General features: G+C 48.9%; 12 protein-coding genes and 1 pseudogene. 7 read left to right on the forward strand and 6 right to left on the reverse strand.

The window, feature by feature from the left end; all coding sequences use genetic code 11:
* Positions 1 to 338 precede the first annotated feature (338 nt).
* From JQC72_RS13785 to JQC72_RS13805, 5 genes are all read left to right on the forward strand, one after another.
* Positions 339 to 854, forward strand: coding sequence for a hypothetical protein (locus JQC72_RS13785; RefSeq protein WP_205496616.1), 516 nt, complete (start codon positions 339 to 341; stop codon positions 852 to 854).
* Between the two features lie 877 nt (positions 855 to 1731).
* Entirely contained in the window at positions 1732 to 1950 is a 219-nt protein-coding gene (locus tag JQC72_RS13790) for a hypothetical protein (RefSeq protein WP_205496617.1), read from the forward strand.
* 4 nt (positions 1951 to 1954) lie between these two features.
* Positions 1955 to 2188, forward strand: a complete 234-nt coding sequence (locus tag JQC72_RS13795; RefSeq protein ID WP_205496618.1) for a hypothetical protein — start codon at positions 1955 to 1957, stop codon at positions 2186 to 2188.
* 525 nt (positions 2189 to 2713) lie between these two features.
* Positions 2714 to 2962: a hypothetical protein gene (locus tag JQC72_RS13800; protein ID WP_205496619.1), complete on the forward strand. Its 249-nt coding sequence runs from the start codon at positions 2714 to 2716 to the stop codon at positions 2960 to 2962.
* Positions 2963 to 3564: 602 nt separating this feature from the next.
* Positions 3565 to 3771: a hypothetical protein gene (locus JQC72_RS13805; protein WP_205496620.1), complete on the forward strand. Its 207-nt coding sequence runs from the start codon at positions 3565 to 3567 to the stop codon at positions 3769 to 3771.
* A 128-nt stretch (positions 3772 to 3899) separates the two neighbouring features.
* On the opposite strand, the gene JQC72_RS13810 is transcribed toward JQC72_RS13805, so the two are convergent.
* Positions 3900 to 4367, reverse strand: a complete 468-nt coding sequence (locus JQC72_RS13810) for an RrF2 family transcriptional regulator (RefSeq protein WP_302104868.1) — start codon at positions 4365 to 4367, stop codon at positions 3900 to 3902.
* 302 nt (positions 4368 to 4669) lie between these two features.
* Between JQC72_RS13810 and JQC72_RS13815 the strand changes: the two genes are divergently transcribed.
* Both JQC72_RS13815 and JQC72_RS13820 read left to right on the forward strand, forming a co-directional pair.
* Complete coding sequence (locus JQC72_RS13815) at positions 4670 to 5185, forward strand: methyltransferase family protein (protein WP_205496621.1); 516 nt, start codon at positions 4670 to 4672, stop codon at positions 5183 to 5185.
* 100 nt (positions 5186 to 5285) lie between these two features.
* Positions 5286 to 6176, forward strand: coding sequence for a fructosamine kinase family protein (locus JQC72_RS13820; protein ID WP_205496622.1), 891 nt, complete (start codon positions 5286 to 5288; stop codon positions 6174 to 6176).
* A gap of 100 nt (positions 6177 to 6276) precedes the next feature.
* Here JQC72_RS13820 and aceA read toward each other — a convergent pair whose 3' ends face one another.
* From aceA to JQC72_RS13845, 5 genes and pseudogenes are all read right to left on the reverse strand, one after another.
* The gene (gene aceA, locus JQC72_RS13825; protein ID WP_205496624.1) at positions 6277 to 7557 is read right to left on the reverse strand and encodes an isocitrate lyase; all 1281 of its coding nucleotides are present in this window, start codon (positions 7555 to 7557) and stop codon (positions 6277 to 6279) included.
* 25 nt (positions 7558 to 7582) lie between these two features.
* Positions 7583 to 9187: a malate synthase A gene (aceB, locus tag JQC72_RS13830; protein WP_205496626.1), complete on the reverse strand. Its 1605-nt coding sequence runs from the start codon at positions 9185 to 9187 to the stop codon at positions 7583 to 7585.
* 655 nt (positions 9188 to 9842) lie between these two features.
* Positions 9843 to 10757, reverse strand: a complete 915-nt coding sequence (rbsB, locus tag JQC72_RS13835; RefSeq protein ID WP_205496683.1) for a ribose ABC transporter substrate-binding protein RbsB — start codon at positions 10755 to 10757, stop codon at positions 9843 to 9845.
* 112 nt (positions 10758 to 10869) lie between these two features.
* The gene (locus tag JQC72_RS13840) at positions 10870 to 11826 is read right to left on the reverse strand and encodes an ABC transporter permease subunit (protein ID WP_205496627.1); all 957 of its coding nucleotides are present in this window, start codon (positions 11824 to 11826) and stop codon (positions 10870 to 10872) included.
* Positions 11826 to 13309 (reverse strand): annotated as a pseudogene (locus JQC72_RS13845) (sugar ABC transporter ATP-binding protein). The gene JQC72_RS13840 and the pseudogene JQC72_RS13845 overlap by 1 nt, the downstream one beginning before the upstream one ends.
* Between the last annotated feature and the right edge of the window lie 16 nt (positions 13310 to 13325).

Below are 13325 nucleotides of genomic sequence, written 5' to 3' on the forward strand. Positions count from 1 at the left end.
ACCCGTTTTCTGATTCAAATACTCACGCTGCTATACAAAACCTTTCGTATCATGTTTATGGATTTGATATTTTATTACAATAGACTATAATTTTCAAATAAAAACAATAAAATATAGAAAGGGACACGACAAATGAAAAGGTATGCAGCCATTTTCCTTCTTATTATGCTCATTTTCATGGTCGGTTGCAGTAGTCAACAAAGTGCGAACACTTCGCATGAACCCGCCAAAAAGCAAGCCAACACACAACCGGCGGAACCGCAGGTAAAGCTTGGAACCAAAGTGAATACTTATGTTTATGATTATCCTTCTCCAGTACCAACGGTACACGTTTATATATGTGGCACCATCACCAATCAAAGCAAGGTCCCGATCGTTATCAGTTCAGTAATGTAAATTTACATTCTGAAAGCATTTACGGTGAAGAAATAGACAGCTATACGTATCCGAATACCGATCCGATGTCGACGGATCCGGGAGAGTCTGTATCAGACGTTTATCCGCTGGTGATTATGCCAGGGCAAAGTGCATACATTTCTCGAGATTCTGAGCTAGAGAACCTGAATAAAAAGGAGGAATTTAAAAAAACAACAATGGAAGTGGATGCTATACCAGTAAATCCGGCAGATGCCAAAGAACTTAGGTCCTTAGTCAGTGTTTCAAATGTAAAAACGGAATTCAAAACGAATTATGATGAAATAACTCAAGAAAATGTAAATATTTATATGTTTCTTTTCAAGCCACCAACAACACGAATCATCACATCGATAAAATTGATGGCGGAATCATTCTTTTTGATAAAAAGGGAAACGCAATCGGTGTTGCTCCTCTGGGCTCACAACTGTACTCAATGAATGCAAAAGAAACAAGGGGACTTGATTATCCATTGGATATATCGGACCAACCAGACGCTTGGGGTCTGTCTCGTTATATTCCAACGAAGCTGTTGAAACAGATTGACCATGTAAAGGTTATCACTGTAACAGAAGAGGAGGAAAATCTATCATCCAGCTATGATAACGGCGATGTAGATTAACCCAATAAAGCCGGTTGATCCCGATTTTGGGTGAGCCGTTTCCCTTCTCTCTCCTCTTTCGGCAAGCTCAAAGGTCCGAGGGAAAACGACCACTTTTTTTAGAGGGACAGATCAGATTTTCACATCGAGTGTGGAGCTCCAATCAGGAAATGGGAGCCCGCGGTCATCAACTTGTGGCAGTAGGACAACCTCCTACTGCTTTTTTTATCCCCTCCCACGAAGCCAAAGCCTCGGAAAATCACTCTTCGATTTGATTCTGTTACTGTTCGAACAAATTCGCCTTCCCTTTCCTGGAAGCCAATCGACCGTTTTGGAGCGAAGATACGGATATTTCTCCTCCAAAGCCGGTTGAGTTCGTGTTCTCCTACCGGTTTCCCACATCGGCTGTGTCCGGTATCCCATCAGAGAGCAATGTTTTCCAGGTGAGTCACGATTTAACCCCTTTCGAGCGTCAAACAAAAAAACACAAGAATGAAACTGTGTGCTATTTCCACTAAGCGAAGCGTACTTTGCCCGTAGTCTGTGCACCCTTTTTGGAGCGTCAGAGGAAGCGAGATGAAGCGAACCGAGAAAGCCGCGCCCACGATCCGGATCGACCAGTCCTCAAAAATCTACTTTTACCCTAGAGAAGAAACCTATACAAGTCTTTTATCGACCGAATAGAATAAGGCAAAAGATACAGGAGGTTAACTTCGATGTTTTTCTATGACGAGATTCCATTTCGATCACCACCAAAAAACGTAAACGAAAATAAAAATTTGACGCGTGTCAAAGTTCATGTGGATTTGAGTATCCTGGTGGAAATGTTAGAAAAGCAGGAATCTCTCATTCGTGCCTTACACGCTGAACTAAAAAGGTTACAGCGTCAAAAAGTACCATCTAATAAATCCAAAGCAAAAACAACTATGAGGTGATATCATGGAATTTTGGAATAATGATTGGAAAGACCATGATCGGAAAGATCATGATCGGAAAGATCATGATCGGAAAGATCATGATTGGAAAGATCCCCATCGGAAAGATCAGAAAAAAAGGAAGCACGATGACGATAATGACAACAAGAACAAAAATACCAACATTATCGACATTGACATTGATATTGATGTCAGAGAAAAACATGATCACAGAAAGAAAAAAGACGGCAAAGATTAATTAAAACTTCTTTCACCTCCTGTATCTATCAACCGCGATCAGCGGTTTTTTTATTATTGTCAATGATTAGGAAACTCTTTTCATCATGTTTACCCTTATGTACCTGATCCATAACGAAGTGAGCCACCTCCTCCGGAACTTGCCTATTTTGGAGATGTCCTAAAACCACGGAACCGATCGTAATGCCGATTCATCACGGATGAAAACATATACACCAATTAAAAAATCTACTTTTACCCTAGTTCAGAAACCCAAACACTATTTTATTCACTGAATAGAATAAGACAAAAGATACAGGAGGTTAACTTCGATGCTTTCTTAGGCGAGACTTTTTTCCGATCACCGCCTAAAAATGAAAAATAAACTTTGACACGTGTCAAAGTCCATGTGGGTTTGGGTATCTTGGTGGAAAGGTTGGAAAGGCAAGAGTCTCAAATTCGTTCCTTACACGCTGAACTAAAGGGTTACAGCGTCAGAAAGAACAATCTAATCTTTCGTAATCAAAAACAACTATGAGGTGATATCATGGAATTTTGGAATGTTGATTGGAAAGATCATGATCGGAAAGATCATGATTGGAAAGATCCCCATCGGAAAGATCAGAAAAAAAAGAAGCACGATGATGATAATGACAACAAGAATAAAAATACCAACATTATTGACATAGATATCGATATTGATCTCAGAAAAAAACATGATCACAGCAAGAAAAAAGACGACGGTAAAAAAGATGACGGTAAAAAAGACGACGGTAAAAAAGACAACAAGAAATGATGTATCTATCGACCGCGATTAGCGGTCTTTTTTATTGTTTGAAATGATTGGGAAATCCTTTTCATCCATGATTTCCATGCCTAATCCATATTTGATTTGGCAATGTCCCAAAGACACTGAGCAGATCGTAATGCCGATATTAGCGCGCTGTTGTTCCCATTTCCCCGAATAATCCTGAGCCAACCGTGTTTGGTTCAGAAGGAAAAAAGCGCATCCCAAAAATGACGAGAAGGATCCAAGTTGGAAAAGGGACTGAAAATCATGGAGATCACCGATAAAAACGGATGGTAGTTCCACCAATAAAAAAAATCTACAATTGCCTTAGTTCAGAAACCCAAACGATAATCAATTGCCCGAATAGGATAAAGCATAAGATACAGGAGGTTAACTTCGATCGTTTTCTTAGGCGTCACTCCTTTCTTATTACCGCCTAAAAATGAAAAATAAATTTGACACATCTTCAAAGTCGATGTGGATTTGGGTATCTTGGTCAACATAATCAGAATGGCGAAAGCCACAAATATTAACCCTTATATACTGACCTCAGCGTCAGAGAAAACAATCCAATCAATCCAAATCAAAAACAACTATGAGGTGATATCATGGATTCTTGGGATAGTGAATGGGAAAAAGATTGGGATGATCATGGTCAGAAAGATCATCATCCGAAAGATCGAAAAAAAGATTATTCCAAAAGATATGATGATGATGACAATAACAATAAGAACAAAAATACCAACATTATTGATATTGAACTCAATATCGATCACACGAAAAAACATATTCGAAAAAAACATCGCAAATTTTGAAAAAAGACCACAAAAACTAATCACCAACCTCCTGTATCTATCGGCCGCAGTGAAGCGGTCTTTTTCTTTTTGTTTATAGGCGTGACCGACAAATTGCCAGATGAGAAGCACGTGACAGTTCAATCCCTTTACCGCGAAGCCAAAGCCTCGCGAAACCACTCTCGGACACGTTCCTTCTGCTCTTCTGACATGTTGGCCTTCACTTCCCGATAGAGCCAATACAATGTTTTGGAACGGAGATACGCTCTCATTCGCTCCTCCGCTTCCAGCATGACCTGATTGATCAGGCAGGGGTTTTCCATGCGTACACCCTGGTTGCCCAAGCATTTTTGCCGCACTTCCCGGCAGTGAAATAACGGTGCCGTACCGTGAATGGCACTGATCACATCCCAAAACGTAATCTCTTTCGCCGGCTTCGCCAGTTTGTAACCGCCCTTCACACCGGGGGTGAATTGAAGAAGCCCGTGATTTTTCAGCTTGGTGAAGATTTTGGACAGATAGGTCTCGGAAACCCCTTGATATTTCGCCAACTCCTTGATGCCGATCGACTCACCCGGCGGGATTTCCATAAGATTAGAGCAGACAATGAAGGGCATATTCCACACCCACACTGTATTGCACTTTTACAAACCTCCGCTTTTCAGATCTTCATTATCCGTAATCCAAAGGATACACCTTCTTTTCATTCAAAGCAAATACCTCGCCGTGTGATCAGGAGATTCCCCTCAACGCAACATGAAGGTGGAAAGGAAACAGACTCACCCGGACACTGGAGGGTGTCCCGTCATCCCACAGAGAAAAAACGAACCGGACATGATCCGGTATCCGGTTTCTGTTCCGTTCTCACAACCGGATGCGATACAATAGAGGGTAACAACAAATGATGGAGAGGAGATCAATGGGTTTGTCGTTGGTGCGCATCACCCCCTGGATGGTTGGTGTCTTCTTCGGTTTCTGGTTGTTGTACGGGTGGATGACATCGCGAGGAAATCAAAAAACCCATGAGTCGTCACCGATTTTTTACCGGATTCATCTGTTGATCGTAGCGTTGGCCATCACGGTCAGCATAACGCACCTTCCCGGCCGATGGGGAGCCCGTCCGTTTTCACCCGCCGACTGGTCATTGTGGACAGGCTGGATTCTCCTGGTGTCCGGGATGGTTTGGGCGGTGTGGGCGCGATTGCATCTCGGCCAACATTGGAGCTCCGCCGTACAGCTGCGTGAGCAACAGCAGATCGTGCAAACCGGGCCTTACCGCTGGGTCCGTCATCCCATCTACACCGGCATCATCCTGATCACCTTGGGATTGAACCTGATTAACCCGCAGTGGACGGGGGTTCTGGGGTGGGTCCTGTTGGTCCTATTGGGTGAAAAGCGGACTGGAAGAAAAGATGCTGGTAACACAATTCGGTGATGAATACCGGGCGTATCAACGGCGATCCCGTCGGCTCATTCCCTGGATTCTGTGACAACGGCAAACGGCAACGGTCGGTCGGAATGAGAGGAGGTCAAATATGCGTTCCCATACGGACATGTCCACTTTGCATGAGGCGTTGCAAACCGTCGGTGAAACCCCCGAATCCATCGTATCCGTTCAAGCGGTTTCCGGGGGCAGTATCAGCCGTGCCTTTCAGATTGAGACGGACAAGCACACCTATTTTTTTAAATGGAAACAGGGGGCCCCTGACGGTTTTTTCCGTGCCGAACGGGACGGACTTCGTCTGTTGGCCGATGCGGGTGCTCGTGTCCCTGAGGTGTACGCATTCCGTGATGGGCATGACGGTTGGATTTTGATGGAGTGGATTCCTGCACCGGACATGGGAGACTCTTCTCATCGTACTGCCGAAGCATTGGGTGGGATGCTGGCCGCGCTTCACCGTCATCCGGGGAAAGCGTACGGCTTGGATACGGATAATTTCATCGGTCCGCTCCCGCAAGCAAACGGCTGGATGGACAGCTGGACCGACTTTTACCGCGAGCGACGGTTGCTTCCGCAAATCCGGCTGGCCGCACGGCAACACCGTCTTCCCTCTGCGAGAGCGAAACGGTTAAACAGACTGTTGGATCGCCTGGAGAAATGGCTGGACATCCCGGACATCCGTCCCGCATTGCTTCATGGCGATTTGTGGGGCGGCAATTGGATAGCGGGAAAGGGAAATATCCCTTGGCTGATCGACCCGGCGGTATATTACGGCCACCGGGAAGTGGATCTGGCCATGAGCGAACTTTTTGGCGGTTTTCCACCCGCTTTTTACGCGGCCTACCGAGAGGTATACCCACTGGAGCCGGGTTACGAGGATCGAAAACCGTTGTACCAACTCTATTACTTGTTGGTGCATCTCAATTTGTTCGGCGAATCGTACGGACCCGACATCGACCGAATTTGCGGGCGGTACGTGGGATGACAAAAAAATCCCTTTCGGCTGAACGTCCGCGCCGAAAGGGAAAGTGGAAGAATTCCTTAGGAGGGGTTGACAAAAGGACAAAGGAACTCGTGCAAACCCATCAGGCAGTGAATTGCTCGGTTTCGGTCGATCCCGCCAGTGCCGTCGTCGAAGCGGTACCGCCGGAGATCACCATCGACACCTCGTCAAAGTAACCGGTCCCCACTTCGCGCTGATGGCGCGTAGCCGTGTAACCGTACTTCTCGCTGGCAAACTCGGCTTGCTGCAATTCGGCGTAGGCTGCCATGCCACGGTCGCGGTAGTTTCGCGCCAACTCGAACATGCTGTGGTTGAGCGCATGGAACCCGGCCAGCGTGACGAACTGGAACTTGTAGCCCATTTCGCCCAATTCGTGTTGGAAGCGGGCAATCGTCTCGTCATCCAGTTTTTTCTTCCAGTTAAACGATGGTGAGCAGTTGTAGGCGAGCAGTTTGCCCGGGAACTTCTCGTGAATCGCCTCCGCAAATCGGCGGGCTTCTTCCAGATTGGGTTCGGACGTTTCACACCAGATCAAATCGGCGTACGGTGCATAGGCCAAACCGCGTGCAATCGCGGCATCCAATCCGCCCCGTGTGCGGAAGAAACCTTCCGGTGTCCGCTCACCTGTGATGAATTCCCGATCTCGCGGATCGATATCGCTGGTGATCAACTGAGCGGCGTTTGCGTCCGTCCGGGCAATCAGCACGGTGGGGACCCCCATCACGTCCGCAGCGAGGCGGGCGGCGACCAGGTTGCGAATCGCCTGTTGCGTCGGCAGAAGCACTTTTCCACCCAGGTGACCGCATTTCTTCTCCGAGGACAGCTGATCCTCAAAGTGAACCCCGGCTGCTCCCGCTTCAATCATGCTTTTCATCAGCTCAAACACATTGAGCGGACCGCCGAAACCCGCTTCTGCGTCGGCGACGATCGGGGCAAACCAATACGTGTCGGATTTTCCTTCCGCATGTTCAATTTGATCGGCCCGTTGCAACGCCTGATTGATCCGTTTTACGACATGCGGCACGCTGTTGGAGGGATACAGGCTTTGATCCGGGTACATCTGACCGGCCAGGTTGGCATCCGCCGCCACTTGCCAGCCACTCAGGTAGATCGCTTTCAATCCGGCCTTGACCTGTTGAACGGCTTGGTTTCCGGTCAACGCACCCAAGGCCTTTACGTGATGCTCGGTGTGGAGCAAGTGCCACAGGCGCTCGGCGCCTTTGCGGGCCAAGGTGTATTCGATTTGAATGGAACCGCGCAAACGAAGGACGTCTTCCGGTGAATACGGACGTTCAATCCCTTTCCAACGCTCGTCGTTTTCCCATTCTTCCTGCAATTTTTTCACTTCGGCTTGGTCGATCATGCTGCATTCGTCCTTTCTCTCCGATTTAGTCCAGATACTGATAGGCCGGCAGGGTGAGGAAATCAATCAACTCATTCTGTCGGGTCCACTCCATAAACAATTGGGCCGCCAGTTCATACTGACCGGCTTGGAAAGTTTCTTCCCCGATTTGTTCCCGGATTTTCGCCAACTCTTCCTGCAGCAACGTTTCCACCAGCTCCAATGTCACTTTCCGCCCGTCATCAAGTACACCTTTGGGATGACGAATCCACTGCCAAACCTGTGCCCGCGAAATTTCCGCGGTGGCGGCATCCTCCATCAGGTGGTTGATGGCTACGGCCCCGTATCCTCTCAACCACGCTTCCAGGTACTGGATCCCCACAGAAATGTTGTTGCGCAAACCCTGTTCCGTGATGGCTCCCGTCGGCACTTCCAGCAAGTCTTCCTCTGACACTTGTACGTCGTCCCGCTGGCGGTTCACTTGGTTGGCCGTCGGCATCATCCGGTCAAACACTTCCATCGCCACCGGCACCAATCCAGGATGAGCCACCCACGTGCCGTCGTGTCCATCGCGCGCTTCCCGTTCCTTGTCCTCGCGCACCTTTTGCAATGCCCGCTCATTGGCTTCCGGGTCATGTTTCACCGGGATCTGCGCGGCCATCCCGCCGATCGCGTGAGCCCCCCGCTTGTGACAGGTTTTGACGGTCAGTTGGGTGTATGCCCGCATGAAAGGGACCGTCATCGTCACTTCGCCCCGGTCGGGTAAAATGACGTCGGGGTGGTTACGCAGGGTTTTGATATAACTGAAAATGTAGTCCCAGCGTCCACAGTTGAGACCAGCCGCGTGTTCCCGCAATTCGTACAGGATTTCATCCATCTCGAACGCGGCCAGAATCGTTTCGATCAACACAGTTGCCTTGATGGTGCCCCGTGGAATGCCCAACTGCTCCTGCGCATACACGAATACATCATTCCACAGTCGCGCCTCCAAATGGCTCTCCATTTTGGGAAGGTAGAAGTAAGGGCCGGTACCTCGCTTCATCAACTCCCGCGCATTGTGGAAGAAGTAGAGACCGAAGTCGAACAGACTGGCTGATACCGGTTTTCCGTCCACCCTCATGTGCTTTTCCACCAGATGCCAACCGCGCGGCCGTACAATCAGGGTGGCCGTTTTTTCCTTCAGTTTGTACGCTTTTCCTTCCGGCGTGACGAAATCAATCTGACGGCGGATCGCGTCCCGCAGGTGAATCTGGCCTCCCACCGTGTTTTCCCAAGTCGGGGAGTTGGCATCTTCAAAGTCAGCCATGAAGACTTTCGCGCCGGAATTAAGCGCATTGATCACCATCTTGCGATCCCCCGCGGGTCCGGTGATTTCCACCCGCCGATCCTGCAAATCCTCAGGCACGGGTGCGATTTTCCAATCCCCTTTGCGGATCTCCACCGTCTCCGGAAGAAAACCCGGTTTCTCGCCGGCGTCAAACCGTTTCTGCCGCTCGGCCCGTCGCTGAAGCAGCTCGATTCGCCGCCCGCCGAATTTCCGTTCCAACCCGGCCACAAACGCCACCGCTTCCGGCGTCAGGATCTCCGCAAATGTCGGGGTAACCCGTTCCACCTCGACTCCTTCCGCATACTGCGTCGTCTGTGTCGGCAACGCCTTAGCCCCCTTTCGCTGTTATTCATCTGTATTGATACAGTTTTGTTTTACGGTTGTTATTATAGTACAGTTCAATTGCGACTACAAGCCCTTTTTTGAAAAATGGCGCAAAAAACAATCACCCTGTATGAAAGGGCATAGAAACGAGGTTGATGCTGTTGTATATCAGAAAAGAAAAGAGCCTCCCGACACGGGAGGCTGAGACCGAAGGTGACTTGCCCCACACGGCTGAGGCACCAGAGGCACTCTCTTTGGCGGTCTTGGGCTTCTCGCTTCATCCGGCATGACAGCCCACATTCATCCACGATGGCTTCGTCCAAGCCGGGGTGATTTTCACTTCACGAGTTATTGCTCCTGTAGTATTTTTCAGTATTTTCCCACTCCCGGACTCGATTGTACCCAAATTCTGCCGGACTTGCGAGAAGAACAAATCCCTCCCGCGTCCGACGCTCGCTTTCTCCTGAAGGGTGGGGTTTTTCTCTCGCTTTTTATCAAGTGCCGTCATGCGATTTCGGGTGATCCGTTTTTCCTCTCGTTCTTCTTATTAAGTTCAAAGGTCGGGAAAACGGCTCCCCTCAGTCAGGGTATGTGATGGTCATTCAAGTGAGCCGGAAAAGCAATGTGAACAAGTATTCACCAGACGCGTCTTCCATTATTGTCTGATCAACTCCAAGCTGATCGAGATTTTGGAGGTGACTTTTTTTCCTTCCAAGTACTGTTTGGCCGTTTCGATCGCCTTTTCTCCCATGACAGCCGGTTTTTGGGCAATCGTGGCAGCCATTTCCCCCCTCTTGACGGCGGCGACGGCATCGGGTGTGGCATCAAATCCAACCACTTTCACGTTCTTCATCCCTGCCGCTTTCAAGGCCTCCAGGGCACCCAAGGCCATTTCATCGTTTTGGGCAAAGACGCCTTTGATGTTTTTGTTTCCTTGCAAAATGTTTTCCATGACAGACAGCCCTTGAGCCCGATCAAAGTTGGCCGTTTGTTTGGTCACAATATGGAGCTGACCTTTCACCGCTTCTTCAAATCCTTTCCCACGCTCACGGGCGGCGGAAGAACCGGGGATTCCTTCCAATTCGACGACATTGGCCCCCTTGCCCACCAAGCTTAACAAATATTGTCCCGCCATTTTTCCACCAGCCACATTGTCTGATGCAATGTGGGAAACAACTTTGCCTTGGTTGGCGGCGCGATCAACCGTAATCACCGGAATATTGGCATCATTGGCAGCTTGGACAGCCGATACGACCGCATCAGAATCGGTGGGGTTGATGATGATCAAATCAACTTGTTTTTGGATCAAATCTTCGATGTCATTCGTTTGTTTGGCAGAGCTGTTTTGCGCATCCACCGTGATCACATTCATGCCCAACGCTTTGGCTTTTCTCTCTGCCCCTTCCTTTAAGCTGACAAAAAACGGATTGTTCAAAGTGGACAAGGACAAACCGACGGTGTAAGGTCCGGATTTTTTTCCAGTTTCGGGACTGGCGGCACCAGGTGATTGCATGGAACAACCGGCCAAGCCAACCATACTGACCAACAAAGCGATGAGCCAACGTTTCATTTTGTTCATGGGAAAAACTCCTTTCCATGTTTCCAGGATGGTTACAGGCACAGCAAAACTCCACGGGAACATTGTGTTGGTGCGTCCAGTGGACCGGGAATCTTTGCCGGCTTCAATAGCGGGAAGTGGATTTCCGGTCAAGCAAAATCGCAATCAATATCACAAAACCTTTGACAATCAACTGATAGAAAGAGGATACGCCCAACAAGTTCAATCCATTATTCAGCGTGCCGATGATTAAAGCCCCAATCAGTGTGCCGACAATGGAACCTTTGCCCCCGGACAGGCTGGTCCCTCCCAACACGACGGCGGCAATCGCGTCCAACTCGTAGGAAGTGCCTGCCGTCGGTTCTGCGGAATGGAGGCGGGAAGTGAGGATCGCTCCGGCCAAGGCAGACAGCAAGCCAGCCAGGGTGTAAACAAACCATTTGACGCGACTGACATGGATTCCCGCCAGAATGGCCGCTTCCTCATTTCCTCCGATGGCATAGGTTTTGCGCCCCAAAGTGGTTTTTTTCAAGATAAAATAAAGAAAGATGAAGGTGATTAACATGGTGATGACGGGAACCGGAATACCGAAAAAATACCCCCGACCAAACAGCTGAAAGGCCAAGTCATGTCCCATATTGGTGATGGGCCTTCCGTCGGTAAACACCAGGGTGAGCCCGCGATAGACGGTCATGGTTGCCAAAGTGACGATGAATGGCGCCACCTTGCCCTGCGTAATCACCAGTCCGTTAAACAATCCCAACATAGCCCCGACCGCGAGACCAATGAACAGTGCCGGGATAAAGTCCATTCCGCTTGCCATGAGTTGGGCGACAATCGCGCTGGCGAGAGCCAAAATCGAACCGACGGACAAATCGATGCCACCGGTCAAAATGACGAACGTCATCCCAAACGCGATCAATGCGTTAATGGATACTTGTCTGAGTACATTCAACAGGTTGGAGAAGGATAAAAAACTGGGGCTTAAAATGGACAAGACCAGAATAATCGCCAGCAAACCGAATAAGGCTCCGAACCTTTCCAGGAAACGAACCGTTTGCTTTCGCGCAGTTGTCACCATCATTTTCCTCCAGTTGCCAGATTCATGATTGTTGCTTGTGTCGCTTCTTCACGATCCAGAAAACCGCCGATTCTGCCTTCATGAATCACCATGATTCGGTCACTCATGCGAAGCAGTTCAGGAAGGTCCGACGAGACCATGATGATCGCCACCCCACGTTCGGCCAATTGTTGAATCAGGAAATAAATCTCTTCTTTGGCCCCAATGTCCACACCGCGGGTCGGTTCGTCCAGGATCAACAGTTTGGGTTCAATTCCCAGCCATTTGGCGAGTACCACTTTTTGCTGGTTTCCGCCGCTTAAGGAATGGACTGGTTGCGAGATTCCGGTCGTTTTCACCCTTAATTTTTTCACCAACTCTTCCACAAAGGTCTTTTCCTCTTGCTCGGAAATCCAGCCGTAGGAGCTGAAACGTTTCAGGTTGGGAAGCGCGATGTTTTCGCGGATGGAAAAATGGAGGATCAATCCTTCTGATTTGCGGTCCTCTGTTACGAATCCGATTCCATGCCGGATGGCATCGTACGGATGTTTGATGCGAACCCGTTTGCCTTGGATAAAGATTTCCCCTTTGTCAGCCGGAGCGAATCCAACGATCGCCTTCATGATTTCGGTACGTCCGGCTCCCATCAGACCGGCCACACCGAGAATTTCCCCTTGTCGCACATGGAAGGAAACATTTTCATACACTCCGCGTTTGGTCAATTGTTTCACTTCCAAAAAGTGTCCTTGGCCTGACGGGTCACCCGGGGATCACGTTCACCCAGGGGTTTTCCCACCATGAATCGCACCACTTCATCCAGGGAGGTTTCCTTGATCGGTTTGGTGGCGATCGTTTGGCCATCACGCAAAATCGTGATCCTGTCACACAGACGGAAGATTTCCTCCATCCGGTGAGAGATATAGATGAAAGAAACACCTTGTTTTTTCAGTTTCTGTATGACCTTAAACAGGGTATCGATTTCGCGTTCGGTCAAAGCGGATGTTGGCTCGTCCATGATGATCACTTCAGCGTTGGTCATGAGCGCTTTGGCGATTTCAATCATTTGTTGCTGACCGACAGACAGGCTTCCGGCCAAGGTGGCAGCCTTGATGGCCAGACCCAAATCAGCCAACTTCTCTTCAGCCAACCGGTTCATTTCCTTGTTTTTGAGAATCCCTGTTTTTCCGTATCGATGTTCACGACCCAAAAAGAGATTTTCGGCCACGGTCATGTCGGGCCAAATGTTCAGCTCCTGATGGATAAAGGCAATACCGGCTTTTTCGGCCTGTTTGGGATTTTTAAAAACGGTTTCCTTACCGTTGATGAAAATGGTTCCGGTGTCCTTTGCGTAGACACCGGTCAAAATTTTCATCAATGTGGACTTGCCGGCCCCGTTCTCGCCCATCAGTGCGTGAATTTCACCTGGGAAAACCGAAAATTGCACATTTTTCAGTACCGGAACGCCGTTAAACGACTTGGAGATGTTTTTCATCTCGATTTGCATAAGTTCCCTCCATCTC

Source organism: Polycladomyces zharkentensis (assembly GCF_016938855.1).
In the GTDB taxonomy this organism is placed as follows: domain Bacteria; phylum Bacillota; class Bacilli; order Thermoactinomycetales; family JIR-001; genus Polycladomyces; species Polycladomyces zharkentensis.

Coding starts and splice junctions, on each gene's coding strand:
- JQC72_RS13840 (WP_205496627.1), bottom strand. CDS start 11,826: ATGGTGACAACTGCGCGAAAGCAAACGGTTCGTTTCCTGGAAAGGTTC.
- JQC72_RS13790 (WP_205496617.1), top strand. CDS start 1,732: ATGTTTTTCTATGACGAGATTCCATTTCGATCACCACCAAAAAACGTA.
- JQC72_RS13815 (WP_205496621.1), top strand. CDS start 4,670: ATGGGTTTGTCGTTGGTGCGCATCACCCCCTGGATGGTTGGTGTCTTC.
- JQC72_RS13800 (WP_205496619.1), top strand. CDS start 2,714: ATGGAATTTTGGAATGTTGATTGGAAAGATCATGATCGGAAAGATCAT.
- rbsB (WP_205496683.1), bottom strand. CDS start 10,757: ATGAAACGTTGGCTCATCGCTTTGTTGGTCAGTATGGTTGGCTTGGCC.
- aceA (WP_205496624.1), bottom strand. CDS start 7,557: ATGATCGACCAAGCCGAAGTGAAAAAATTGCAGGAAGAATGGGAAAAC.
- JQC72_RS13785 (WP_205496616.1), top strand. CDS start 339: ATGTGGCACCATCACCAATCAAAGCAAGGTCCCGATCGTTATCAGTTC.
- JQC72_RS13805 (WP_205496620.1), top strand. CDS start 3,565: ATGGATTCTTGGGATAGTGAATGGGAAAAAGATTGGGATGATCATGGT.
- JQC72_RS13795 (WP_205496618.1), top strand. CDS start 1,955: ATGGAATTTTGGAATAATGATTGGAAAGACCATGATCGGAAAGATCAT.
- JQC72_RS13820 (WP_205496622.1), top strand. CDS start 5,286: ATGCGTTCCCATACGGACATGTCCACTTTGCATGAGGCGTTGCAAACC.
- JQC72_RS13810 (WP_302104868.1), bottom strand. CDS start 4,367: ATGCCCTTCATTGTCTGCTCTAATCTTATGGAAATCCCGCCGGGTGAG.